The 24,373-nt window shown below is 67.7% G+C and carries 22 protein-coding genes; 13 read left to right on the forward strand and 9 right to left on the reverse strand.

The annotated features are described in order from the left end of the window. From ACIBX3_RS09720 to ACIBX3_RS09750, 7 genes are all read right to left on the reverse strand, one after another. A partial coding sequence (locus ACIBX3_RS09720; RefSeq protein WP_397116360.1) for a helix-turn-helix domain-containing protein occupies window positions 1-164 on the reverse strand: 164 nt, incomplete at its 3' end. A gap of 673 nt (window positions 165-837) precedes the next feature. Then, on the reverse strand, window positions 838-1,488 hold the full coding sequence (locus tag ACIBX3_RS09725) for a DinB family protein (protein WP_397115047.1): 651 nt from the start codon (window positions 1,486-1,488) through the stop codon (window positions 838-840). Between the two features lie 449 nt (window positions 1,489-1,937). After that, window positions 1,938-2,537: a response regulator transcription factor gene (locus tag ACIBX3_RS09730; protein ID WP_397115049.1), complete on the reverse strand. Its 600-nt coding sequence runs from the start codon at window positions 2,535-2,537 to the stop codon at window positions 1,938-1,940. Further along, window positions 2,534-3,640, reverse strand: a complete 1,107-nt coding sequence (locus ACIBX3_RS09735; protein WP_397115051.1) for a sensor histidine kinase — start codon at window positions 3,638-3,640, stop codon at window positions 2,534-2,536. Before ACIBX3_RS09735 ends, ACIBX3_RS09730 begins: the two co-directional genes overlap by 4 nt. Before the next feature lie 29 nt (window positions 3,641-3,669). After that, on the reverse strand, window positions 3,670-4,398 hold the full coding sequence (locus ACIBX3_RS09740; protein WP_397115053.1) for an ABC transporter permease: 729 nt from the start codon (window positions 4,396-4,398) through the stop codon (window positions 3,670-3,672). Continuing rightward, complete coding sequence (locus ACIBX3_RS09745; protein WP_397115055.1) at window positions 4,395-5,321, reverse strand: ATP-binding cassette domain-containing protein; 927 nt, start codon at window positions 5,319-5,321, stop codon at window positions 4,395-4,397. Before ACIBX3_RS09745 ends, ACIBX3_RS09740 begins: the two co-directional genes overlap by 4 nt. Then, a complete protein-coding gene (locus ACIBX3_RS09750) occupies window positions 5,321-5,755 on the reverse strand; it encodes a hypothetical protein (RefSeq protein ID WP_397115057.1) in 435 nt (144 codons plus the stop codon). The genes ACIBX3_RS09745 and ACIBX3_RS09750 overlap by 1 nt, the downstream gene beginning before the upstream one ends. A gap of 44 nt (window positions 5,756-5,799) precedes the next feature. Here ACIBX3_RS09750 and ACIBX3_RS09755 point away from each other — a divergent pair, with 44 nt between their 5' ends. Continuing rightward, window positions 5,800-6,063, forward strand: a complete 264-nt coding sequence (locus tag ACIBX3_RS09755; RefSeq protein ID WP_397115059.1) for a hypothetical protein — start codon at window positions 5,800-5,802, stop codon at window positions 6,061-6,063. A 22-nt stretch (window positions 6,064-6,085) separates the two neighbouring features. Next, window positions 6,086-6,304, forward strand: a complete 219-nt coding sequence (locus ACIBX3_RS09760; protein ID WP_397115061.1) for a hypothetical protein — start codon at window positions 6,086-6,088, stop codon at window positions 6,302-6,304. 716 nt (window positions 6,305-7,020) lie between these two features. Here ACIBX3_RS09760 and ACIBX3_RS09765 read toward each other — a convergent pair. Continuing rightward, window positions 7,021-8,142, reverse strand: coding sequence for a hypothetical protein (locus ACIBX3_RS09765; RefSeq protein WP_397115063.1), 1,122 nt, complete (start codon window positions 8,140-8,142; stop codon window positions 7,021-7,023). Window positions 8,143-8,256: 114 nt separating this feature from the next. Between ACIBX3_RS09765 and ACIBX3_RS09770 the strand changes: the two genes are divergently transcribed. The 4 genes from ACIBX3_RS09770 to ACIBX3_RS09785 all read left to right on the forward strand — a co-directional run bounded on the left by ACIBX3_RS09770 (window position 8,257) and on the right by ACIBX3_RS09785 (window position 12,360). Then, window positions 8,257-8,655: a hypothetical protein gene (locus ACIBX3_RS09770; RefSeq protein WP_397115065.1), complete on the forward strand. Its 399-nt coding sequence runs from the start codon at window positions 8,257-8,259 to the stop codon at window positions 8,653-8,655. Between the two features lie 248 nt (window positions 8,656-8,903). Beyond that, on the forward strand, window positions 8,904-10,046 hold the full coding sequence (locus ACIBX3_RS09775) for a hypothetical protein (RefSeq protein WP_397115067.1): 1,143 nt from the start codon (window positions 8,904-8,906) through the stop codon (window positions 10,044-10,046). 160 nt (window positions 10,047-10,206) lie between these two features. Continuing rightward, window positions 10,207-11,493, forward strand: a complete 1,287-nt coding sequence (locus tag ACIBX3_RS09780; protein WP_397115069.1) for a hypothetical protein — start codon at window positions 10,207-10,209, stop codon at window positions 11,491-11,493. 135 nt (window positions 11,494-11,628) lie between these two features. Further along, entirely contained in the window at window positions 11,629-12,360 is a 732-nt protein-coding gene (locus ACIBX3_RS09785) for a hypothetical protein (RefSeq protein ID WP_397115071.1), read from the forward strand. Between the two features lie 412 nt (window positions 12,361-12,772). Here the strand turns inward: ACIBX3_RS09785 and ACIBX3_RS09790 are convergent, their stop codons facing one another. Continuing rightward, complete coding sequence (locus tag ACIBX3_RS09790) at window positions 12,773-14,422, reverse strand: WD40 repeat domain-containing protein (protein ID WP_397115073.1); 1,650 nt, start codon at window positions 14,420-14,422, stop codon at window positions 12,773-12,775. A 550-nt stretch (window positions 14,423-14,972) separates the two neighbouring features. Between ACIBX3_RS09790 and ACIBX3_RS09795 the strand changes: the two genes are divergently transcribed. The 7 genes from ACIBX3_RS09795 to ACIBX3_RS09825 all read left to right on the forward strand — a co-directional run bounded on the left by ACIBX3_RS09795 (window position 14,973) and on the right by ACIBX3_RS09825 (window position 24,237). Further along, complete coding sequence (locus ACIBX3_RS09795; RefSeq protein ID WP_397115075.1) at window positions 14,973-15,422, forward strand: hypothetical protein; 450 nt, start codon at window positions 14,973-14,975, stop codon at window positions 15,420-15,422. Window positions 15,423-15,495: 73 nt separating this feature from the next. Beyond that, window positions 15,496-18,981, forward strand: coding sequence for a protein kinase (locus tag ACIBX3_RS09800; RefSeq protein WP_397115077.1), 3,486 nt, complete (start codon window positions 15,496-15,498; stop codon window positions 18,979-18,981). Between the two features lie 120 nt (window positions 18,982-19,101). Continuing rightward, window positions 19,102-20,385, forward strand: coding sequence for a BTAD domain-containing putative transcriptional regulator (locus ACIBX3_RS09805; protein WP_397115079.1), 1,284 nt, complete (start codon window positions 19,102-19,104; stop codon window positions 20,383-20,385). 575 nt (window positions 20,386-20,960) lie between these two features. Further along, window positions 20,961-21,539: a PadR family transcriptional regulator gene (locus ACIBX3_RS09810; RefSeq protein ID WP_397115081.1), complete on the forward strand. Its 579-nt coding sequence runs from the start codon at window positions 20,961-20,963 to the stop codon at window positions 21,537-21,539. Further along, window positions 21,532-22,458, forward strand: coding sequence for a TIGR01777 family oxidoreductase (locus tag ACIBX3_RS09815; RefSeq protein WP_397115083.1), 927 nt, complete (start codon window positions 21,532-21,534; stop codon window positions 22,456-22,458). The genes ACIBX3_RS09810 and ACIBX3_RS09815 overlap by 8 nt, the downstream gene beginning before the upstream one ends. Window positions 22,459-22,690: 232 nt before the next feature. Further along, window positions 22,691-22,837, forward strand: a complete 147-nt coding sequence (locus tag ACIBX3_RS09820; protein ID WP_397115085.1) for a hypothetical protein — start codon at window positions 22,691-22,693, stop codon at window positions 22,835-22,837. Beyond that, the gene (locus ACIBX3_RS09825) at window positions 22,834-24,237 is read left to right on the forward strand and encodes an ISL3 family transposase (protein ID WP_397115087.1); all 1,404 of its coding nucleotides are present in this window, start codon (window positions 22,834-22,836) and stop codon (window positions 24,235-24,237) included. The genes ACIBX3_RS09820 and ACIBX3_RS09825 overlap by 4 nt, the downstream gene beginning before the upstream one ends. Window positions 24,238-24,373 lie beyond the last annotated feature (136 nt).

The raw sequence follows: 24,373 nt of genomic DNA on the forward strand, positions 1-24,373 counted from the left end.
ATCGACCCCTTACCCGGCCGCTGATACTTCGGCGGCTCCTCGGCCGCCAATGCCCTTCGCACCGTGTTCCTGGCGACGCCCAGATGCCGCGCGATTGCCTTGATCGGCATGCCCTCGGCCCGGTGCAGCCGACGGATCTCCGCCCAGTCCTCCACCTTGATCACCCTCCAGAGAGTGGAGGGGTCAACATTCAGCCGTCGCCTGGGGGTCAGTATTCACGCGTCGTCGACAGCGGGCGCGGTCGGGCAGTTCGCCGAGCTGCCCGCGCGCCTCGCGGATGCCCAGTTCCCGCCCAGGTGGCTGGCCGCCCGCCTCGGGTGGCGCGGCCGCGCTGGCGGCCGGGTCGCTGTCGCTGTGAGCCATAGGGCATAGGTGTACACAATGCACACCTTGTGTCGCAGGCGTTTCCGCCAGGGCGCGGCCGTCGCGGTGCTTGTCTGCGGGATGTCCACGGCGATGTGCAGGTGGATGTCCACGGGTACGTCGGGTGGACATCCACCCCCACGCGTACGTGCGTGCCGGGTGGAGGCGGGGGCGGAGGGGCGCCTGCAGCAGGCAGGAGACTCATTGGCGGTGCGCAGACGGCAGGCCTTATCTAGGGTTGGAGGACCCTTCCAGCGGGTCAGAGGACGATGATCTCTTCTTTCACGTAGGCCAAGTTGACCGAACGCAGCCCGGACCCAAGAAGAACCGAGCGTGCGGAGAGCGCCTCGAGGTCGTTAAGGGCGCGTCGCAGCACTCCGACATGTGGCGTTTAAGTGATCTTGCTGGTGGGGGCGGAGGCGAACCGTGGCCCCGCAAAGGGCGCGGCCACGGTGGCGCGATTGTGGTTAAGCCTTAATTGGTGCGGGCCGCCCTGGCGGCCTGCTCGATCTTCGCGCAGTAGGCTGCACGGGCTTCCTCGTCGATCTGCTTCTCGTATTCGCGCAACCCGGTCCGGCCGTCGAGGCCCTCGCGCAGGATATCCGCGTGCCCGGCATGCCGGGTGGACTCGCCGAGGACATGGACCATGATGGCGAACAGGTTCGTGTGCCAGGCCGGCGTTGACTCCGGCCACCATGGCACGTGGCCGGGGGCGTCGAGGGGAAGCTCGTTGATCGTCGCGTCCGAGTGTTCCCACGTGCGCCGGTAGAACCCGATGATCTGATCGCGGGTCTCGTCCTCGGTCGCCCACAGATCGCTGCCGTCGGAGTCCTGCCAACGGGGCAGCGGTTCCAGGGAAGGGCGGTCGAAGACCTCGCCGAAGTACCTGGCCTCGACGGTGGCCACGTGTTTGACCAGGCCGAGGAGGTTGGTCCCGGTCGCTGTCAAAGGTCGGCGGGCGTCGTATTCGGACAAGCCGTCGAGTTTCCAGAGCAGCGCCTTGCGGTCCCGCCGCAGTCTCTCGTGCAGGTTGTCTTTCGCGAAATCCAGCTTGATCCCGCCGTCCTGCAGGACCGCATCGACCTGAATGTGTGCCGGCAAGACCGGCTCGACGGAATCTTTCACGAGTACTCACATGCCGCTTGACCTGCATGGACGTAGTTTTCAGCAGCGCAGAAGTCTGTGTGGAAGGCGTCGCTGCCGGTCGCAACCCGCGGCTGAGCTGCAACCGCGGCCTCATCCCGGAAAGCCGGCAACGCCTCAAAAGGCCACAGCAGCGCACTGGCAGCCAGGACGACACCGGCGAGACGGTACCGGACCAATCCCGAACGGGGAAGAGGGACGCTGGCGATCTTCGCGGAGGAGGACAGTCAGGCAAGAACTGGGTTACCAGCCCCAAAGCAACCATACGCAATCAGGAGCTCCCAATCGAGACTCTTTGCCTCCTGGCATGGTCGACCGGCTCCGGATTTTGGAGCTTCGGCGGTGACTGCGAGACTACACGGCTTGACCAAGCCCGCCGATTGAGTGGTCTGGCCGACCGCTCATTTCAGGGGCCGTGATCGGCGAGCTTGTCACAGCCAGCCGTGCTCCGTGGCCAGCCGCACGGCCTCCGCCCTGGTCCGTGCGCCTGTCTTGCCCATGGCGGAGGATAAGTGGTTACGCACGGTGCCTTCGGACAGGCGAAGACGCCGCGCGATGTCAGCGACCGTGCCACCGTCCGCGGCGGCGTTCATGACCTCCACCTCGCGGACGGTGAGAGGACTGATGCCGGTGCTCAGCGATGTGGCGGCCAGGTCCGGGTCCACGACGCGCAACCCGGCGTGAACCTTGCGTACGGTGTCGGCCAGGTGCTCGGGTTTGGTGTCCTTCACGACGAAGCCGGCCGCGCCGGCGGCCATCGCGCGGGCCAGGTAGCCGGGACGGGCGAACGTGGTCAGCATGATCACTCGGCAGCCCAGGCCGCGGAGTGCCGCGGCCGCGGACAGCCCGTCGCCGCCCGCCATCTGAATGTCCAGCAGGACGACGTCGGGCCGGGCGGCGCGGGCGGCGTCGATCGCCTCCGGGGCGGAGCCTGCCTGGCCGACCACCTCGATGTCGCGTTCCAGGCTCAGCAGCGCGGCCAGGGCACCACGCACCAGCGCCTGGTCGTCGACGAGCAGCACCCTGATCATCGCGGGCACTCGGCGCGCAGGCGGTAGCCGCCACCGGGCAGGGCGCCTGCTTCCAGAGTGCCTCCGATGTCACGCAGCCGCCTGGCCAGCCCTGCCAGCCCGTGGCCGCCACCGTCGCTGGTGCCGGCGCCACCGCCGGTGCCGGTGCCGTCGCCGTCGTCGGTGATGTCGATGAAGGTGGGACCGAGCCGTACCTGGCAGTGGCGTGCCCGGCTGTGCTTGACCACGTTGGTCACTCCTTCTCGCACCACGTAGGCGAAGACGCTTCGGTAACGGTCGGCCACCTGGTCGGCTCCTGTGGGGAGGCTGGCCTGGATGCCCGCCGCGTGCAGCACGGCGGCGGCGTCGGCGAGCGCGGTGTCCATCGACAGGTGGTGTGTGGCGGTGACAGCCGCCCGGACGTCGGCCAGTGCCTGCCTGCCCAGCACCTCGATGTCTGTCACCTCGGCGTGGACCGGCTCGTCGGCGTGGCTTTCCAGCAGCCGCCTGGCCAGGCCCGCCTTGACGGTGATCGTGGTCAGGGTGGAGCCGATCACGTCATGCAGGTCTCTGGACATGCGCTCGCGGTCGCGCAGGACGGCCAGTTCGGCGATCGTGGCGTTGGCGTCGACCAGCGCACGGTTGGAACGCCACAACGCGGCGAGCGCGACCGAGGAGAGCACCACGAGGAGGAAGATCATCGTGGTCGACCTGCCGTCCGACGCCGACAGCACCCCTGTGACGATCATCAGCACGATGGCCGCGGCGGCCAGGCCGAAGGCGGCCGTCCATGGCAACATGAAACCGACGATGGCCAGCGCATAGCTGAGATTCCACACGTGCTGGCCGTAGACCAGGACTAGCGGAGCCGACACGGCGGCGGCCAGCGCACACAGAGCCAGCCGCCACACCAGCGGCCTGTCGATCGTCAGGCCGATGCCCGCCACGTAGCAGGCGACGTAGACCGCGATCAGCAGGGCATGGCCGATCTCGCCCACCGACAGCGCCTTTACCAGGTCGAGCCAGAGCACGGCGGTGAACAGCAGGGCGAAGATCCACCACGTTCGGGGGTGTCGAAACGGCCAACTGGTCGAGGAGGGCCGGACAGAAGGGGGCGCGGACATCAGGGGACAGCGTAGTGCCCGCGCCTGGCTCAGATCCGAGCGGCCTGTCGCCGGTAGAGGCTGATCACCACACCGCCCACGGCCACCAGCCACGTGACGGCCACAGCGATGCCCAGCGGCTGGATGGCTGTGCCGGTGAGCTGAATCCTGGCGTTCTCCGCCAGCCAGTAACTCGGCAGCACCTTGGCGAGGCCGGCCATGAAGCCGGGCAAGGCCTCGACGGGGACCCACAGGCCACCGAGCATGGCCATCGGCAGGTAGACGGCCACGCCGGCACCGCTGGCCGCATCAGGCGCGACGGCCAGGCCGATGGCCAGGCCGATCACGCCAAAGGGCAGCGCGCCCAGCCAGGCCGCGGCAACCAGCGCCACCCACTGCCCGGCGGGCAGCTCGACTCCCTTGATCACCAGCCCGGCGACAAAGACCAGGATGATCGCCGGTAGCGCCATCGCCATGGCCACCACCACCTTGGCGACCAGATACGACCAGCCGGGCATCGGCGTGAGCCGCAGCTGCCTGTGCCACCCGGCCTGCCGCTCCAGGCCCACCCGGGTGCCGACCGCGATCGACACCGAGATGGCGGCGAACGCCGCCATGCTCACCATCATGTAGCGCGGCATGTCCAGGCCGCCCGTGCCCAGTCCGCCGAACACCTCGGACATGACCAGGAAGAACACCACTGGGAAGCCGATAGTGATCGCCAGGAAGGTGACGCTACGCGCCAGGACCTTCAACTCGGCGGTGACGAGGCTGATCATGACACTTTCTCCTCGGCGGTGAGTACGGCGAAGGCGTCCTCCAGCGACATCGGCGTCACCGAGATGTCGCACGCGGACGGAACCTCCGCCAACAGGGCGCGCAGCGCGGCATCGGAATCGGAGCAATGCAGTTCCACCACATCGCCGCGCCGCTTGACCGCGCTGACGCCCGGCAACAGGGCGAACGAGTGCTCGCCTGCGGCCCTTGCCATGATGGTCCTGGTGTCGATGGCCGCGCACACCTGGCTGACCGAGCCGTCGGCCACGATCGCGCCCTGGCGCATCAGCACGACACGATCGGCGAAGTCCTGCGCCTCGGCCAGGTAGTGGGTGGCGAACACCACCGTGCGCCCGCTGCCGGTGAACTCCCGCATCGCCGTCCAGAACTCCTGGCGGCCCCGCACGTCCATCGCCACCGTCGGCTCATCCAGCACGAGCAGGTCGGGATCGCACACCAGGGCGGCGGCGAACCGGACCCGCTGTTGCTGCCCGCCCGACAAGTCGCCGTACCTGCGCTTGGCGAACGCGGACACGCCCGCCCTGTCCAGGGCGTCGCCCACCTTCAGCGGCCTCGGGTATTGCGCCGCGATCACCTTGACGATCTCCCTGGGCGTCATCTCCCTCAGGAAACCGCCTGCCTGGAGCATCGCGCCGACGAGCCCTTCGGCCACCGCGCGCGCTGGCACGCGGCCGAACAACGCCACCTGACCCGCATCAGGCGTGGTCAGACCGAGCAGCATCTCCATCATGGTCGTCTTGCCCGCACCGTTGGGCCCGAGCAGCGCCACCACTTCACCGGGCGCGATGAGCAGGTCCACATCGCCGACCGCCTGCACTTCGCCGAACGCCTTGCGCAAGCCACGCAGGCTCACCGCGGCGCCAGCCGTCACCAGATCCTTCATGACGCCGACTCTTCCGGTCATCACCTGGGCATACATCGCTCGTCTGTCACGAGTTGACCATGACAGATGTCATGGTGCGCGCGTCTTGGGGTCCCGGACTGGAGCAATGAAGAAATATCCGTGCGCCCAGCAGAACGGAGGTGAAGGCGTGACGTCGCGGTGGATCTTGTCGCCGTACGCTCGTCGTCGCTTGCCGGTGGAAGTCCGGCCCGCTTGGCCAGGCGGCAGAACAGCTCATAGGCCGTCCCGTACGACATGGCCTTGCCCACCGGCGCATGGAACAGGTTCACGAACACCATGTCCCCGGAGTCCCCGGAGTCCCCGGAGTCCCCGGAGTCCCCGGAGTCCCCGGAGTCCCCGGCGATCTCGGCCCGCTCGAACTGGTAGCGCGCATAGAGCTCGATCGTGACCTCGTCCACCGGGATCGCCCGGGGCTGCCGGGCCTTGGCGAACACCCCGTTGGCGTTGACTCGCCACCGGACATGAACATCGGCCCTTCGTGCCGGCAGCCCAGCACGCGAGAATCGGGCAGCAGGTGCATGTCCTCGCGGCGCGGCCCGAGCGCTTCGCCAATCCGCATGCCGGTCTGCGAAGGAAGCTGGATGAGGAATTTGTCGCGCTCGTGCCGGGCCAGGCCGAGCAGCACGTCGATCTCCGCATCCGTCAGCCACTCATAGCCCGGGATCACGACCCTGTACTTGATCGCGCGGGCCTTGATCGTGCGGTGCTGACCGTCCTCGCCCGGATCGAACCCCGCCGGTAGGTAGCGCAGGAACTTCGGCTGAGTGAGCGTGTTGACCACCGTCGGCGGCACCCAGCCCTGCAGGCTGCACCACGACAGGAACTCCCCGACGGTCCCCATGATCGCGTTCGCGGTGCCTTCGCTGCGATACCGCACCGGAGCTCCCGGTTTGCGTGATCGCGCCGGCATCGGCTCGTCCACCAGCCAGCGCATCATCGCCATCAGCTGCGGAAGGCTCGGGCTTGACCAGTCCACGCCATGACCTCGGCAGTACGACAAGTACAAGGCGATCCGGCCCGCGTAGGTCTTCTCGGTGTTGAACGCCCGGCCCGCCCCGCCAGGTACGCGCACGCCTCGACATGCAGCCCGAGATCCTCGTCGACAACCACCCACGACACCGACTCGTCGGCGGCCACCGCTCGTTCAGCCCGGTAATGCCGACCGGCCGCTGACCTGCCCAACATGCCGTACGAACCCCCAGATACTGTGCGTCAAGCAGCCGCCCACGCTACTTGAAGTACTTGCTGCACGACTGAGAGTCACCAAAGATAACGTACGAAGCAGTCCCACGCTCGTGACTCGTCGAGTATCACCCTGCCTGGGGCGAGCCTGCCCTTCGCGGGCAGGTCAGCCGCCTGTGGCTGACCTGCAAGGCGCGGAGCCGGCCGATCAGCCTGGCGATGCGGCGTTCACCCATGACGAGAACCTCGACCCGCTGGAGCCGGACGACCCCACGAGCCATAGCGCCATCGCCATCGCGAGCGCGTTCTTGGAGTCCGGGGGCCGGATCTCAGCTCGAGGTCACTCTCGACGATTGGTTTCCTTCCGAAAGATTGACCTGCACCAACGCTCCACTTTGGGGCACATCGCAGTTACCCGAGCGCAGGGCCTGGTCCGGAGGAGGCATCCAGCTCGGAAACGGCGTAGAAGGCCCCTGGTTCCAGGAGCTGGCGACGTCGATTCTCCATGCTGCGCACGTCAGCGGCTCAGGCCGGGTCCGTGGTCGACGCTGCGGCCGGGTGATGGCCGATTGGGCTGCTGACGTTCTCGTTCACGCTCCAGCTCAGGTGTCGACCGGACTGGGCCGCCCTGCCGGATGGCCACCTCGCGCTGGCGCTGGGCGTGCTCGGCGCGGGCGGCGCGCTCGATGTCGCGCCGGTCCGGTGGCAGGTCGACGCGGCGTGTTTCCTCTTCCTTGAGGGTGGCGAGCTCCTGCTGGAGTCCGGCTTGGGCGGCCCGAGCCTCCTGGGCGCGCAGGGCGGCTTCGGTGACGTCGCGGCTTCGAGCGCCGCGCTGGGCTGAGTCGAAGTCGCGTTCCAGGTCGGCGTGGCGGCTCCGTACCAGCGGCCAGGTGACTTGTGCTGGGGCGTGTTCGGCGGCCTGGCGGGCCGTCTGCTGCCGTTCCGTGCCGAGTTCGAGGACCTCGTTGAGGCGTTCTTGCTGGCGGGCCTGGCGGTCGCGGACCGCCGACAGCTCGGTGTCCAGTTCGCGGCGGCGCGCTCGGTTCCAGGGGCGCAGGGTGTCGAGCTCGCTGGTGATGGACTGCTCGCGCTGGCGCAGTGCCTCTAGCTGCTGGCGGGTCTCGGTGATGCTCTGGCGGGCCTGCCTGAGCTGGCCGGCTGCCTGGGCTGCGGCTTCGGCCAGCCGCACCTGCTCGGCCAACCGCTCGCGTTTGGCCAGCAGTTCCCGTTCGGCTCGGCCGCCGCCCTCGCGGGCGAAGCGGTCCTTGTCCTGTTCGGCGGCCTGAGCTTTGGCGGCCGCGGTGGCGATCTGCTCGGTCAGTTCCCGCATCCGCGCTATCAGCTCAGCATCCGAGAGCAGGCCCACGCCGTAGCGGGACTGCGACAGCGTGAGCAGGGCGGTCGCGCGGCGCACGGAGGTCAGCGCCTCCTGCTCGGCCTCGACCGAATCCGCCCGCGGGGTGTCACCTGGTGGGCTGGGGGCGCCCGTGGCGAGCCTCTGATCGAGAAGATCGAGATGCTGCAGGTGCAGGCGACACATCAGCGCGTGAGGCTCATCGAAGCGGCCTTCCAAGACCATCGACAGGTCACCGATCTTGGCGCGCATCCGGCCCAGCGCCAGCTCGGGCCAGGGCCGCACCGTGTCGTTCCCCAGCGATGCTCCCCGCGCTCTCAACGAATACTCAACAAGTTCTCAACACCGCCTGGCGCACCATGTGGATCGCCCGTTGATCAACAGGACAAAGGGGGCAAGATGCGATTCGGGATCAAGGCGGTAGGAATGCTGGTTGCGACCGGCGCGATCATGGCGGCGACACTCGTGAACGGGCCGGCCGCGTCGGCCACCCCGTCTCCGTGTTCCGTGTACGACTCTTCCATCTCTAACCTGGACGGCGGCTACGGCGTGATGAAGGGCTCCTACAACCTCAAGAAGGGGCCCTATGCGGACCGGTGCGGGAACGTGACCAGGCTCGGCAGGGGCCGGGTCATCTACCTTCACTGCTGGGTTCGGAACGGGCGTGGCCACCTCTGGGTCTATGGCCGGGTGAAGGGGACGGGGACGTACGGCTGGATGTCCGTCGACAACTTCAGTTCCATCCGTCATTCGAACTACGAGACGTGCAGGCCGGATGCCGATCGCGACCACTCGTAGAAGTACTCCTTGGGAGAATCAGGAACCAGCGGCCATCACCTCCATCCTGGCGGCGGGTCTGCTCACCCCCGGACCAGGAATGCTTGGGCTTGCGGCAAGGCGGAAAGCGGCGCAGGTGCGCCTTTCCGACCGACGCCGCAACCTCGGCCTTGTCGCGGACCAGTCGCTTTCATCGGCGAGTTGATGAGGTGACGGCGCGTCAGAGCCCTTTGTGCGAAGCGGGCCGGAATTGGATAGGGGACAGACGAATGGTTGACACGCCGAGAGCAACGGCGTCCCTTCTCGGGCTGGTCTTGGCAGCAAGCCTCGCTGCCTGTTCATCAGACGGAGACCAGCCCGGGGCGGGAGCGGACGCCGGCCACAGGTCTTCGGAGACTGGCACCAGTGGAGACTTCACCCAGCAGAACATGATCATTACGGCTGTCTGCTCGCGGGGGAACGGCAGCGGCGGAGTCATCAACGTCGATGGCTGGAACCCGCAAAGCTGGAAGCACCTGGCGCATGCGGAGTTCCAACTGCCGGACACGGCGATTGTCGAGTACGACAGGCCCGAGCCCAACACCGCCGTGAGGCAACTGTGCGAGCCCGATGAGCTGCCCGCTGATGCCGAGGATGTGACAGCCATCAGATCGCTCTTCGACCAGGACTTCACGAAGATGGCCGTGGTCACCCAGGACCCGCAGATCGCGGCGACTCATGTCGGCTACGTCGACCGTGCGGGCAAGTTCACCGACCTGACCGGGAACGGGGACTTCGGCAACACTCCGCACGAGCACAACGCGGCCTTCTCCCGGGACGGGAGCGCGGTCTGGTTCACGTACGAGGTGACCGACCAGCCGGGGATCTCAACCAAGGACCGGGTCGCGAGCCGAGCGCTTGCCGGAGACCACAAGGCGGTCGACCAGTTGGAGGTCAGGACTGCCCAAGAGCTCATCATGGTGGGGAGAACTCCGAGCAGGGCCGTGGTGGCCAGCAGCGCCTTCCTCTCGCCGGACGGCAAACGCCTTCTGGCGAGAGGTTACGTCCTGGACGTCCCGGCGGAGGGCCAAGGGGTGAGCCCGGACCTCGTGGAGAAGGGCAGATACATCTCTTGTGGTGGTGGCTGGCTCGACAACGACACGGTGCTGTGCAGCGCGGACGGCAGGTTCGCCGCGCTCGACATCGCCTCGGGGGCGAAGCCTGGAGCGCCCATACTCCCCAGCAACGACCACGACAACCACGCCATGGTGATCTCCCCTGACGGTCAGAGATTCGCGTTTCTCTCCCAGAAGGGGGCCGCGATGGATTACTACCTCTGCGACACCAAGCCGGGATCCACGCCTCAGAAGGTCGAGCGAACCGGGAAGTTCTCCGCGCTCGGCGACACTGCCGCATTCATCGAATGGCGCTGAAGCACGTGCCTCCAGCGGGGACCGTCACCATGATCAATAACGTCACCGTGGCCCGTGCGTGGCAGTGGGCACTGGGTGAGAGCAACCGCGCCGGATCGGAACCTTGCGGCGATCTCGGCAGCCGAACCGACCGACGCGTTCTGCTGAATGGAGGATTCGTGTGAATCGGCCCAGGTGCGTACTCGTGGCGGTGGTGGCCGCTGGCCTTCTCACTTCCTGCGGAGGAGGCGCGGGAAGCGATGACTCGGGAGGGTCGCATGGATCTCGGACCGGCACGGCTACGCCGTCCTCGTCCGCCTCGCCTGAGCATGTCGCGCCCAGAACACAGCTGTCGGTCCCCAGCCTCTATGACACGTCCCGCGGCTGGGAGTCAGATCTGCCGGGGGACCAGCTCACCCTGCCGCACTCCGGGGCGGTCGCCGTCTTCCGGCAGGGCGGCAAGAACGACGGCACCTTCACCGTGCTCGATGTGACCAGCGGCAAAAGCCTGTGGAAGGCCGAGGTGAAGGGCCCCGGACTGATGTCAGCGTTCTCGGTCACCGTGCAGGGAAAGGACTACCTGGTCGCCTCAGCGTCCGGCTTTCAGGGCACCGACGTGGTCAGCAAGGGCCGACAGGTCACGACGATCGACATCTTCCCCGCCCGTGCCGCTGGAGACGGCGTCAAGTCGGCTCACCATCTCGAACTGGACGGCGAGGGCGCGGTCAGCAACGGCGGTGGCGGACTGCTGGTGGAGCTGGACAACGACGTGGTGGTGACCGTGGATCCGGCCACCGGCGCGACGAAGACGTACGACCTCAAGAAGATGGAACCCCCAGCCAGCGAGTGCAAGCTGTGTTTCGCTTCGACCGAGGCCGTAGCGGTCACGTCGCGCGGGCCGCTGCTGGCCACCAACACCCAGCCGCGCCGCCACTACTGGGTGCCGGGAGCCTGGTCAGGCGGAACTCTCACCACCAACAGCGAGCACAAGATCTTCATCGCCCCGGTCAAGGACTCCCTCGTCGCACAGTGGCGCGACGAAGGTGCGCCCAACGACACGTGGGCCGTCCTGGACCCCGCCACGGGAAAGGCCCGCGCCAAGGTCGACTGCGCACCGGATCAGCGCGTGACGGCCGACGACTCCAAGGGAGCCTCCCTGTCCGCCAACGGACGCTATCTCGTCCGCAGCCACACGGCCTTCGACCTGGACAAAGGCACCGGCCACTGCTTCGAGGAGACCGACCAAGACAAGCCGGTCCATCTCACCGGTGTGACCGATGCCGGCGTCGCCTTCGGTATCGGCGCCTCGACCGCCGACCAGGCCGACCCGCGGGTCACCATCGACCTCGCCACAGGCCAGGTCCAGCTCGGCGACTACATCGTGGCTCCCTTCGGCGACTACTCCGGATACGGTCTGTTCTGGGACGACTCCACAGACACCATGGTCGCCTATCCACACGCCAAGTGACCTCATGCGTAAGAGCCCGATCGCGCTCAGCGGTACAGCCGGCACAGGCCCCTGGATGCGCCGTACCTGATGCTGGGGCGAACCGAGAGAAGACCGGAACCTGCGTGAAGGCCGCTGCATGCGAAGGATCAGGCCGTGAACGAACTATTTGACGTCATCGCCACATGGTTCGACGGCCGTTCGACCACGAGCATGGTGGTGTGGGGGTGGCCCATGCTGGTGTGGGGCCGCGTCGGGAAGGTCATGTTGTACTTCGCCGCGCTGTCCATCGTGTTGGACCTTCTCGACCCCCACAAGCTGCGAATGCGGGGCGGCGAATTGAAGGTCCGCGCTACCGGCGCTCTCGCTTGTGCCCGGCTCAGGCTGTCTCAAGCCGGCGTGGCCCGCCTCAACACGAATGTCCGGGAGCAGTTCATGCACGGACACGCCTATGATCAGTGGGGCATTACCTACTACGCATTGGCTGAACGTAGCCGTCCGGGCTACGTTCCCCGCGCACTGGGCTGCTCGCTTGAGGAGTACCAGGCCTTCCATCAGAGCGTCATCGCAGAGCTGCCCCGCGTCCACGCGGGGGACGACGGCAATCCATGCGACCGCGAGCACGACGCTCTGTGCGCCGGACAGCGTCGTCACATTTCTCTGCGGATCGACGCGTTCCTGACGGAACATGTGCCCGCTGATCGGCAGCGGTTCTTGGATGGAGGCTGGAGCTGGCTGCTCGCCAAGGCAGCGTGGTGGGCTGTGAGGGGCGCTTTCGAGCTGCTTCTCGGCGCGCTCCTGTATCGCACTCGGCCGCTGCATCTGTTCCGCTGGGCGGCGTTCGCCCTGGTGCTTGTCGGCGGACCGCTCGACACGCTCGCCGCATGACTGCCGGTAAGGAAAATCAGCCTCATGCCCACCGAACCGGACTGGTGATCATCGCACGGTGAGCGCTTTCCCGCGCCCGCATCACTTTCACCGAGTCGCATCGGCCGACCCTGCGTGGTCGGCCCGGGCCGAGTCGGCCGCCCTGCGCCGCCTGGTGGCCGACGGCGTATCGGTCGCCGAAGCCGCCCGCACGCTCAAAATCCGGCCGCTCCACCACCTACACGGCACTCACAGAACACTGACCAGCCATTACCTCAGCCCGCGGCCGTTTCTGCCGCCAGTTTGGCACCCCACATGAGGAGTGAGCTGGGAGCGGGTCATGCTTGTCGCCGGGCGACAGATGTTCAACGCCAGGAGCAGCAGGACCGTTGCGGCCGGCCTGATCGCTGTCCACCGTGTCACCTGATCTCCCTCAACGCGGTCCATGGGACGTCGAAGGCGGGCGAACGCGCGCCAGGTCGCTGCCGAACCCAGCGATCAGATCTCCGTCGCCGGTCACTACGAGAGCGATCGGTCTGGTCGGCAGGATTATCGGGTGGCAGAGATCGTGTCCCGTCTCCAGGTCGGTCAGTGAGATGGTGCCGTCCGCGCGGCCGACGTAGACGGCCGGCCACGCCCGTTCCGTCGCCGTGGTGACTTCTGTCGTGCCCCGGATGTCCGGGCCGATCCGGGTGCCGGAGACACTCCAGACGCGGACCGTGTCCGGCCTGCCATGTCCCGGGACGGTGTGCGCGGCGACGACGCCGGGGCCAGCAAAAGCGAGAACAACGTCGTCGTCGGCGTCAGGGATGGTGATCGACGGGGCGGTCAGGTCGTCGAGGGCGTGCAGGGTCATGGGCCGGCCGTAGCCGGACAGCGCCGCGAACGGCCTGCCGTCGATGACGCCGGTCGCGAACCCGGTGATCCTGGTAATGACCGCGGTCTGGGCTTCGTCAAGGAGTATGCCGTCGGTAGGGTGCCAGATCTTGATCCGGCCGTCCCGGCCGAACGTGACGATGACTTCCCGCCCTCGCAGCACGATGTGGGAGAGGCCGTGCACAGACGTGGGATGCGCGAAGATCGGCGCCCCGAGGGGGAGGTGGCTGCTCAGATTCCAGCGTCGCAGGTTGCCGTCCTTGAGGTAGCGCGAACCGGCGCCCGTGGCCACGATGGCGTCATCGCCGTCGAGCCAGACCGCGGCCGCGCGAGTGCCATCGACACCGCTTTTCAGCGGCGCGGCCAACGGCCGCCCGTCCAGGCTGTGGCGCACCACGATCGTTCCGCCCTCGTCGACGCTCGCCACTACGTCCGCGGATTCGGCCGAGGAGACGGCGCTGATGCGCTCGTCGTGTCCGGGTTCGGGGTCAACCGGCCGGTCGAGGTCCCACAGCGCCACCACTCCTTCGTAGGCCGAGCTGGTGAGCAGCAGGTCACGATCCTGCCACCGCACGGCGCGCACGGCTGCGCGCGAGGCCGGCCACGCGAGCGGTGGGTCCTGCTGCTGCGAGGTGCTGAGATCCCATAGGCGCACCCGCCAGGGCGTGGGCACCGCGAGCCTCCCTGACATCGTCGCTAGCCTCGGATAAGGATACGAATCTGACCACATGTCCATCAGCCCATGCGGGTGGCGGTTGAGATGGGCGGTGATGTCGACACTCGTCCGGGCGCCGGTCGCTGGATCGAAGGTGACGATGGAACCGCGCTCTTCGATCACGGTGACGAGGTCGCGACCGTCCGTCGTGGACAACAGGGTCCGTCGCACTGTCCCCAGGTCAGGCGGAATCCTCATACTCAGCCGCCCACCGCCGTCCAGATCCCAGAGCGACAGATCGCCACCGTCGGTCAGCAGGACATGCCTCCCGTCGGCCAGCCTGCCCCCGTACATCGAGTACGTGCGGGACGCGCTGAAGTCGGTCACGTGGCGACCGATCGGGAGCGACCAACCGCTGACGCGGCCTTCCAGATCTTGAGTCACCATCCGCCCGGCAGGGCCGGAATCCACCACGTGCAGATCGAGTAGGTCCGCGTCACCGATCCTCAGCGTGTGCCGCAGCGACGCGTCCGCGACGTCCCAGATGCCCACCAGCCCCGATCGTGACCGGAGACGAGCAGGGGGTACTCACCGGCCGTTGAGAACGCCAGGCACCGGACGGGTTCCGCGCACGGCAGCAGACTTGACTGACCGGACGGCACATCCCACACTCGCAGCCGGTACCGCCCCTCGGTCTCACGCCTGTCCTTGGCGCAGACGGCTAGCGACGGACGATCCCCCAAGATCCCCCAGGCCACGCTGGTCACCGGCCCGACATGCAGCTTCAGGACGAGCCGCGGATCGAGATCGGTGCCGCTCGCCCAAGAGACCCGCCACAACTCGGCGCCACCGCGCACCCGAGCGCGAGCTGGGTCATGCAAGCGATCAGGAACCTGGTGATGGATCTGGACGATCCGGTTCACCCCCGGGGCGTCACCCGAGCAGAGGCGTTCGCAGAAGTTGGCATCGGTTGGTGCCCGTGGCACGATCGACCCCTGTCAGGGCGATCGTGGCGGTCGGGTTCGGGAGGGGGATGAGCGAGTTATCGGCGGGGCCACGTGGCCATCAGAGCGGGGCCCATCGTGCGGCCCGCGTTGGGCTGGTGGCGGGGCTGTCCGCTGTGGTCGTTTCGGGATTGCTGCCCTGGGTCGCGCTGGCTCGGTCGGGAACGGCCGTACAAGCCGAGGGATTCGTTCCGGGTTTCGGCCAAGCCGTGGCCGGCCATCTGGGACTGTCCTATCTGGACGTTCATCGCGCTGTTCCGGTGATGATCCTGGTGACGTTCGCGTTCGCGGGTGGCGCGATCATCGCGTCGTCGCTGGCGGCGATCGCCCTGATCCGGCCGTCAGGTGGCGTTCATGTGCTGGGCGCCGCACTCGCTGCAGCGGACGTTGTCGCGTGCGGTGCGGCCATCCTGCCGTCTCATCCCGATTTAGTCCCCAGTATTGGGCCTGTGGCGGGCTCGATCGGATTCTTCGCGCTCGCGACCTGCCAGGCCGTGCTGGCGCGGGGGGCTCCACGCCGATGTTCAGCATCCGGCAGATGCCCTTGACCTTCAGCCCATCCGGAGTTTCCCCGAAATGGCACGCTCAATGCTTCCTCTCACCCCATCCGATCCGCGGCGTTTGGGTCGTTACTGGCTGGCCGGCCGGCTGGGCGCGGGCGGCCAGGGCGTCGTCTACGAGGGCTACGGGGAGACAGGAGAGCGGGTCGCGATCAAGATCCCCCGGTACGACAGCGCCGAATCACGCGCCACACTCGCGAAGGAGGCGGCGGCGGCCCAGCGGGTGGCCTCGTTCTGCACCGCCAAGGTGATCGAGGCACAGGTCGATTCGGCGCCGCTGTACATCGTCAGCGAGTTCGTGCCAGGGCCGAGCCTGAGGCGGGTGGTGGCGGAGTCGGGGTCATATGAGAAGGACGCGCTGCGCCGGCTGGCGATCGGGGTGGCGACCGCGCTGACCGCCATCCACCAGGGCGGGATCGTGCATCGCGATCTCAAGCCGGACAACATCATCATGGGGCCGGACGGGCCGCGCGTGATCGATTTCGGTGTGGCCCGTGAGGTGGGGCCGACGACGAGCGGGCCGATCATGGGCACGCCCGGATACATGCCGCCGGAGGTGTTCTCGGGGCGGGGCGTGAGTGAGGCGGCCGACCTGTGGGCGTGGGCGATGGTGGTGCTGTTCGCGGCCCGGGGCAAGGACGTGATTGAGGCGGGGGATCCGGCCGCCGTCATTGGGCGGGTGATGGAGTTCGAGCCGGACGTGTGCGGCCTGCCTGAACCCCTGGATGCGTTGGTGGCCGCAGCGCTTGCCCGGGATCCCATGGAGCGGCCGGCCGCCGGGGAGGTGCTGCTGCGGCTGGTGGGCCATGGCGGCGAGGCGCTGCTCCGCCGCGGCGATGACCTGCTCGAACGCGGCCTTACGCAGGCGGGTGCTCTGACCGGACGGCCCGAGCCCGACCTGGGTGCGATCGCGGAGGAGCTCTACTGCGAGCTGACCGAGGCCGAGCGGGCGACCGTGCCCGAGGTGTTCCTGCGGATGATCGACGGCGACGAACTCCGGCTCGTCAGCAGAGACGAGTTGCCGGACTCGCAGGCCGTGGACGCGATGCTCACCGTGTTCGGCGCCGCGGGCCTGGTCACGCGGTCCGGTGCCGCGTACGAACTGGCCACGCCCGGCCTCCTGCACGCCTGGCCCCGGCTGCGCGACTGGGTGGCGGGCAACCGCGAAGGGCTGCCCGTCCACCGGCGACTCGCCGAGGCGGCCGCGCTGTGGAATGAGCATGGCAGAAGACCGGCCGACCTGCTGCACGGCTCGGCACTCGACCGGACGCTGCAGTGGGCCGCCACCGCGCACAAGGACCTCACGCTGGGACGGCGCGAACGCGAGTTCCTCGACGAGGCGGTGAGCCTGGCCCGTAGGAGGGCGAGGAGACGCCGTCTGGTCGCGGCGGCCCTGGCCGTACTCCTCGTGGTCGCGCTCGGCGGGCTCGGCGCTGCGGAGTACCTGCGCAGGGAGTCGAGCCGCCAGCGCGACGACGCGCTGGCGCGGGAGCTCGCGCTGCGAGCCGCCGACCTGCGGCAGAGCGATCCTCAGGTCGCGAAGCTGCTGAGCGTGGCCGGTTGGCGGCTGAGCCCGGAACTGCCCGAGACCCGCGGCGCGCTCTACGACTCGCTCTCTCAGACCACGACCTCCGTCTTCCTCGACCCCGACTACACGGCCGCGACCGTGCAGAACCTCGGCCAGGACGGCCGCGTGCTCGTGTCCCTGGACGGCGGGACAGCCAGGATCTGGGACATCACCGGCCAACGGCGGATCGGCGTGCTGTCCGGGGTGAGCGCGGAGGTGTCCCAAGCCGCGCTCACCCCCGACGGGCACACCCTGGCCCTCCTCGACCGCGAGGGGGTACGGCTGTGGGACACGCGCACCGGAAGACCGCTCGGCGCCCCCATCGCCCGTCAAGGCAGGCAATCGGCGGGCGGCACACTCAGCTTCGACGGCTCCGGGCGCTACCTCGCCATCCCCTGGGGAGCGAAAGCCCTGCCCGAATGGTGGGACGTCGCCAAGCGCAAGCAGCTCACCGCTCCCTCGGGAGCCGCGCTCAACGCGATCAGCCGGGACGGCCGCTTCGGCTACGTGGTGAAAGGCCATGAAGCGGAGTTGTGGGACCTGCGCCGGGGCAAGAGGACGCCGATCCCGCCGACCGAGCGGGACAAGGGCGTCATCAACCAGACCACCTTCAGCGACGACGGCAAGATGATGATGACCACGGAGCTTGTGCATTCGAAAGAGACGAGCAGGATCCGTATGTTCGAGCTGCCGTCCGGTGAGGAGGTAATGACCCAGGAGGGCGGGGTGGGCCCGGGGGGCGGAGTGGGCCCGGAGGCCGGTTTCGTCTTCGGCGACGCTTTCATCGCCAACTGGGGCAGCCGGGAGCGACTGACCTTGCAGCGGCGCTCCACCCCTGACACGGTGTCCAACCAGGCCCTGCCCGCCTTCTACAACACGGTGTACAGCCAGGCCCTGCCCGCCTTCGTCGGCGGGCTCCGCTTCGACCTCGCCGGCCGGGCCGTCCGCTATCTGGACGGACACGGCGCTGTCCACACCGAGGATGTCTCGATGGTGTTCGACCCGCCGGGCGGCGGCGGCAGCGAGAGCGGGAACGTACGGCTGGCCCCCTCCACGCGCGTGCTGGCCGCGATCTGGGAGGATCGGATAGAGGTCAGGGACGCGGCGACGGGCCGCGCTTTGATGAAACTGATCAGCCGGTCGGGCGGTGGCGGCGCGACTGCCTTCAGTCCCGACGACCGCCGGCTCGCCTTGGCCGCCGACGACACGGTCCACATCGTGGATCTGACCGGGTTTAAGGTGTCGGCCCGGCTCAAGCTGGGGGGCGGCGTCGAGCAGGGCGCCCAGGCGCTGGCGTTCAGTCCGGACGGACGCACGCTGGCCGTGTCGCGCTACGGGCAGCACGGTCGCGTCGAACTGTGGGACCTCGAACGCGGATCTCAACGAGCGGAGACCGGGACGGGCGCGAACGACCTCGCCTTCCGCCCCGACGGACGGCTGCTCGTGACCGTAAACCCGCTCCAGCTCATCGATCCGGAAAAGGGCGCCACCCGGCCTCCCGAACAGGGCACCGGGCAGCTCGCCGGCGCCTTAGCCTTCAGCCCGGACGGCCGGCAGGTGGCCTTCTCCGGGCCCGGCCGACTCACCCTGTGGGACGGCGACATCAGGACCAAAATCGCCGAGTTCCCCGCGGTGCCGGGCAGCGAGGCCGCCAGGCTGGCCTGGTCGCCTGATGGGCGCACGATCGCGACGTACGAGCAGGGCTCGCGCGTACGTCTCTGGGACGTGCCGAGCCGGCGACCTCTGGGCCTCGTCTTCGACGGCAAGCAGGCGGCGGACAGCGCCCACAGCGGGTGGGTGGCATTCTCTGCGGACGGCACGAAACTCCACACCGCCGCCCCCGACGGCACGATCCGTGTGTTCGACGTGGACGAGCGGCACGTGGCCGCGACCCTGTGCGTGCGCGCCGGTCGTACGCTCACCGCCGGTGAATGGTCCCGCCACCTGCCTGGCATCGAACCGTTCACGATGTGTCCCTAGCCAGTACGGCCTTGGTGAATACCGGAGCAACCAGTGAGAAAGCTCCATCCTGTTTTCGCACGTAGATGTGGCTGGTGTGGTGGCGATCAGGTGTGAACGTCGTGGTGGCGGGGCGAGATCATGGAAGTGGATCGTCTGTCAGCGGGTGACTTCGAGGCGGGTGAGCACCAGCAGGCGGTGGATGCAGTGTCGGCGTACCTGCCTGGGCTGAAGGTCGTGGCTGCCCTGGATGACGCCATCGACTACTTGGAAGAGCAGTTCGTGGCCCGTCGGCGGATCCTGCGCGACTCGGATGCCGACGACATCCCCGGTCTCCGCGGCAGCCATCCCGGCGAGCCGTTGCCGGCGCTCTTGCTGGTCGCTCGCCTGGACGAGAGCGACCACTCCTATCTGGAGACGCTCATGGGACTGGCACACAGGTACGGGATAGGGGCGTTGCTGGCGGGGGAGTGGCCGTGCGGGACCAGTTGTGACGTGAACGCCGATGGGGTGGTGGCGACAGATTCCGGTGAGCTGGCGGATGTCACCTTGTTCCACGTGCCTGTGGCTAACGCCGAGAGCCTGCTCCGGACGCTCGCTGCCGGAAAGGGATTCGTCGAGGACGTGCCACAGCGCGAACCGGACCTGGCCGCGCCACCACCCAGTAAGGCGGAGGTGCCGGTTCGATTCGGCATCGTTGGGAAGCCAGTCCTCGAAGTCGAGGGCAAGGTGGTGGGCATCTCGGGACGGACCAAGTCCCAGGAGTTGTTCGTCCTTCTCGCCTTGCATCCTCAAGGGCTCGATCGAGAGAAGATCTGCGCGCACCTTTGGCCCGACGTGGAGGAACCCCAGGCGGGATACCGCTTTCACGCCGCGCTCAAGGATCTCAGAGCCACGTTGCGCGAAGCGACTGGGAGAACGGACAAGGAGGCCGCCTTCGTCGAGGCCGACGGCAAGATCTACCGCATCGAGACGCGGAACGTGGCCGTCGATCTGTGGACCTACCGCCGCAGCCTCGACGCTGCTCGCACTGCCGCTGACGCGGAAACCAAACTGGTCGCGTTGGAGGGCGTCGCGGCACTTTGCCGAGGGCAATTGGCAGAAGGTGCGGACTATTGGTGGATTGAGCAAGACCATCGGTGGCCTCTCACCGTGACCAGCATCCGGGCCCTACTCCAACTAGGAGCGGTACACGAGCAGAGAGGACGGCTCGAACGGGCAGTGGAGGTCTTCGAGCAGGTGTGTGCCCTGGACCCGGATGTTGAGAGTGCGGCCGTGGGCACTGTCCGGCTTCTCCTCAAACTCGGCCGTCGTGATGAGGCGATGCTACGCGGCCGCCATCTCAAGAAACGCCTCGATGCGTTGGGGGTAACACCGTCCGCGGAAGCGCAGGCCGTATTTGGTCGCCTCAACCATCGGACCTAGTCACCGGCTGACTACGAGTAGCTCAAATCGGCTGATCCCCGGCACGAAGACATCCCGAAGGGGGGCACGCCAGCGAGCTCCTTATGCGCTGGCGATCGACTCGCCCCTTGCACCGCCGCCCTGGAAGCCAGGTGTCGGGCGTGTCGATTCGGGAGAGTGTGCTGCGTGCCGGGGGGGCGACGTCCACGACGACCACGCCTGTGGTGTGCTCGTTTGTTGAGGTCGTCGACATTAGCCATGTGCGATCGGCTCAGGTTGTCCACATGGAACTTGCCTGCCCAAGCTGGCAAGCCGCTCTACTTTGGGCCCATCTCCTCGATGCGGTGTTGCCAATCTCCCACGACCGTTTTGATGGCGAGAGCTAGCCCGAGGGCCACCCCGGCGACGATGGCGGTGATGATGACCCATTCGGGCTCTTCGAAGTTAGGCGGGGTTGAGGTCCCTGCGGTTCTTGCGGGTTGTGGTGGCGCAGCGCGTGCGGAGCCGCTGACTCCTCAGCGGTCCGGCGGGATCCGTCGTCCACGTTCAAGGCATGGCTGTTGCTCATGTACAACTACTCGTGTTTGACTAGTCTCGTGAGTTCGATCAGATTGTTCATTCTCGGCGAGCTGGCCCGCAAAGGCCCGATGCACGGCCACCAGATCCGCCGGGCGGCGCAGCTCGACCACATCGACGTGTGGACCGACGTCAAGCCCGGCTCCCTGTACGGCGGGCTGCGGCGGATGACGGCTGAAGGGCTGGTACGGCAAGTGCGTACCGAGCGTCCGGGAGGACACCCCGAGCGCACCGTGTACGAGATCACCCAGGAGGGCCGTCACGAGCTGGAAATCCATCGATCCGCGGCGCTTCGCGACGCCCGGCTTCGTCCCGACCCGGTCGATCTCGCGCTGACGCACGCGCAGGACATGCCCGCCGACTCTGTACTCGCCGCGGTACAGGAACGCCGAGACTCGCTGGAACACCAGCGGCAATCACAACTGCGCCTGCGCGATCAGGCCGAGCCCTATCTCACCGACCTCGAACGGCTGATATTCGACCACAGTCTGCGGCGCCTGGGTGCCGAGTTGGACTGGCACGACCAGTTGCTCAGCCACCTCCCCAAGGTGCTCGCCACCGGCGATCAGGAAGCGAACGATGGAAGCCGTCATGAGTGACCGCATCGCTGTCACCGGCGCGACCGGGCTGGTCGGGCGCGCGGTTGTCGCGGACTTGATCACGCGCCACCATGAGGTCGTGGTGCTGGCCCGTGACCCCGGCCGTGCCCGCAACGCCATCCCCGGCGCCGCCGATTACGTGGCCTACCAGCAGGAGCACGTGGGCGACTGGGCACGCTCACTGACATCGGTCGACGCCGTGGTGAACCTCGCCGGCGCACCGCTGTTCCGCCCCTTCACCGGACGCAGATACTTCCGAAAGGTAACCCGTCAGCGGGTGGAGGGAACCCGTCACCTGGCCGCGGTCCTGCGCTCGGCCGCACGACCGCCCCGCCTGCTCATCAATGCCTCATCTGTCGGTGTCTACGGATTCGGCCCACCCTCAGACGAGGTGGTCGAGGAGGACACGGCACCACTGCCGGGCCGGCACGCACCGGGGTCGCTGGCGTGGGAAGCCGAGGCATCGCAGGTCGCACCTTCCACCCGGGTGGTGCTCCTGCGGATGGGGTACGTGCTGTCCGCGGACGGCGGCGGACTTCCGTACCAGCTTCAGCAGGCGCGCAATGGCAAGGCCGCCTACTTCGCGCCCGGGACGCAATGGCTGCCGTGGATCCATCTGGCCGATGTCGTGAACTTCGTCGCCCACGCCCTAGCTGAAGAACACTGGCGCGGCGCCTACAACCTGGTCGCGCCCCAGGAAGTACGGAGCCGGCAGTTCGCCGAGACACTGGCCGGGGTAGCGCAGGCGGATCCGCCGAGGCCGACGCCGGCCGTGCTGGCGCGCTTGTTCGTCGGAGCCGGCGCCGACATCATCCTGGGCGGCCGACGGGTCGTCCCCGCACGGCTGACCCAGGCCGGATATGAGTTCATCCATCCGGACCTGCACGGCGCCGTGCAAGCCTGCGCCCACGCCGGGTAGCAAAGTCCCGCGTGCGCGGAGAGCATCCTCCGGTCAACGTGTGGAGCTCTCACAGCCACGTCGCCCCCGCCTGCCTGAGATCGTCCACACGAGAGGCGCACCCCATTCGGGCTCTTCGAACTTGATCAGGGTTTGAGGTCCCGCCGGGCCCAGGAGGCTTGAGAGAGCTCGTGGCTCTCAGTGATTCTTCTTGTTGTCGAGGCAAGAAGATCACAACAGAGAAGCCACGAGCATGGTCAACGATACGACGCTGCTGCTCGGCCTGGACGGGGTGACCGTCACCAGGGTCGTCGCCGCAGGCGAGGAGCCACAGGATGAGCCGGTGGTGCACCTGGCCACCGACGATGAACGGGCCAGATTCTGCCCGCAGTCCGGATGAAGGAATGGGTGACCACCCGCCCGCGTGACCTGCCGGTCGGCGGGCGGCGGTGTGCGTTGCGCTGGCGTAAGCGTCGCTGGTGCTGTGACCAGGCGTCTTGCCCGCGCCAGACATTCACCGAACAGGTGCCGCAGATCCCCGCACGCTCCCGGCTGACCCGGCGATTACGCCAAGCCGGCGGTGCCGCCGTGGGAGATGGCGGGCGAACGGTGATCCAATCGGCGCGGGATCACGGGGTGTCCTGGCCGATCGTCTCGGCCGCTTTCACCGAGCACGCTCATCGGGTCCTGCCCGCCCAGCCCGAGCTCGTCACCGTGCTGGGCATCGATGAAGTCCGCCGCGGCCGGCCGCGCTGGATGCTGGACGAGGCCGCCGGCACGTGGACGACGGCGGTGGATCGCTGGCACACCGGGTTCGTGGATCTGTCCGGCGAGCAGGGCCTGCTCGGCCAGGTCGAGGGCCGCACCATCGCCGCCGTGACCGGCTGGCTCAACCAGCGTGACCCGGCCTGGCGGCAGCAAGTGGCCTTCGTCGCGATCGATATGTGCACCATCTTCAAAGCCGCCGTACGCGCCGTGCTACCGCAGGCCACGCTGGTGGTCGACCACTTCCACATCGTGCAGTTGGCCAACCAGGCCCTCACCGAGGTCCGCCGCCGCGTCACCGTCCAGATCCGCGGCCGGCGCGGGCGCAAAGGCAACCGCGAGTGGGAACTGCGCAACCGGCTCACCCGCTCCGCAGCCCGGATGCACGGCTCTCAACTGGATCCGATGGTCGATGACCTGCATGCCCTGCCCGCACGACTGGGCAGACCGATTCTGACCGCGTGGAACGCCAAGGAAGACCTTCTGGACCTGCTCGCCCTGGCCCGCACTCACCCCGACCGGAGCGTCATCGCCGACCGGCTGTATCGCTTCTACAACCGCTGCGCCGCCTCCGGCCTGCCCGAACTCGAACGCCTGGCCACCACCGTCGAGAGCTGGTGGCCCGAGATCCTGGCCTTCATCCAGACCGGCATCACCAACGCCGGCTCCGAAGGCACCAACCGCGTCATCAAGACCACCGCCCGAGACGCCTACGGCTTCCGCAATCCCGAGAATCAGCGTCTACGCACCCGATGCGCCACCACCCGACGCGGCCGTGGATATCTCAACCCCGCTCAACTTCGAAGAACCGGCATGGTGACTATCCTCAGCCACCACCCTTGGGGCATCACGGTCAAGATCCAGGGATATGACAAGGTCGGCGCGTCCTTGGACATTATCCGGCGTGGCAGTGAACCCGAAGTCCGCCGACTGGCCCAAGATCTTCCGCCAGCGGGAACCACAATCGAACTACTCGTCGGCGAGGTGAGGATATGGCACCAGGATCCCGGGATCTGGGTGGACCTCACCGCCTGAACAGAGAGTCCAGAGCACTCACACGTGCCAACTCACGACACGTCGATACGCGATGGCGTCAGTACGTCGGCGATGTGACCTTGAGCTGAAGGCGACCGCCGGAGACTGGCCTGCCTACCGGCATCGCCTTGTGCTG

Source organism: Nonomuraea sp. NPDC049480 (genome assembly GCF_044465905.1).
In the GTDB taxonomy this organism is placed as follows: Bacteria; Actinomycetota; Actinomycetes; order Streptosporangiales; family Streptosporangiaceae; genus Nonomuraea.

Bases quoted from the DNA above. Each gene is read 5' to 3' on its own strand.
- ACIBX3_RS09730 (WP_397115049.1), bottom strand. From the start codon at position 2,537: ATGATCAGGGTGCTGCTCGTCGACGACCAGGCGCTGGTGCGTGGTGCC.
- ACIBX3_RS09735 (WP_397115051.1), bottom strand. From the start codon at position 3,640: ATGTCCGCGCCCCCTTCTGTCCGGCCCTCCTCGACCAGTTGGCCGTTT.
- ACIBX3_RS09740 (WP_397115053.1), bottom strand. From the start codon at position 4,398: ATGATCAGCCTCGTCACCGCCGAGTTGAAGGTCCTGGCGCGTAGCGTC.
- ACIBX3_RS09745 (WP_397115055.1), bottom strand. From the start codon at position 5,321: ATGACCGGAAGAGTCGGCGTCATGAAGGATCTGGTGACGGCTGGCGCC.
- ACIBX3_RS09770 (WP_397115065.1), top strand. From the start codon at position 8,257: ATGCGATTCGGGATCAAGGCGGTAGGAATGCTGGTTGCGACCGGCGCG.
- ACIBX3_RS09775 (WP_397115067.1), top strand. From the start codon at position 8,904: ATGGTTGACACGCCGAGAGCAACGGCGTCCCTTCTCGGGCTGGTCTTG.
- ACIBX3_RS09805 (WP_397115079.1), top strand. From the start codon at position 19,102: ATGGAAGTGGATCGTCTGTCAGCGGGTGACTTCGAGGCGGGTGAGCAC.
- ACIBX3_RS09815 (WP_397115083.1), top strand. From the start codon at position 21,532: ATGAGTGACCGCATCGCTGTCACCGGCGCGACCGGGCTGGTCGGGCGC.
- ACIBX3_RS09820 (WP_397115085.1), top strand. From the start codon at position 22,691: ATGGTCAACGATACGACGCTGCTGCTCGGCCTGGACGGGGTGACCGTC.
- ACIBX3_RS09825 (WP_397115087.1), top strand. From the start codon at position 22,834: ATGAAGGAATGGGTGACCACCCGCCCGCGTGACCTGCCGGTCGGCGGG.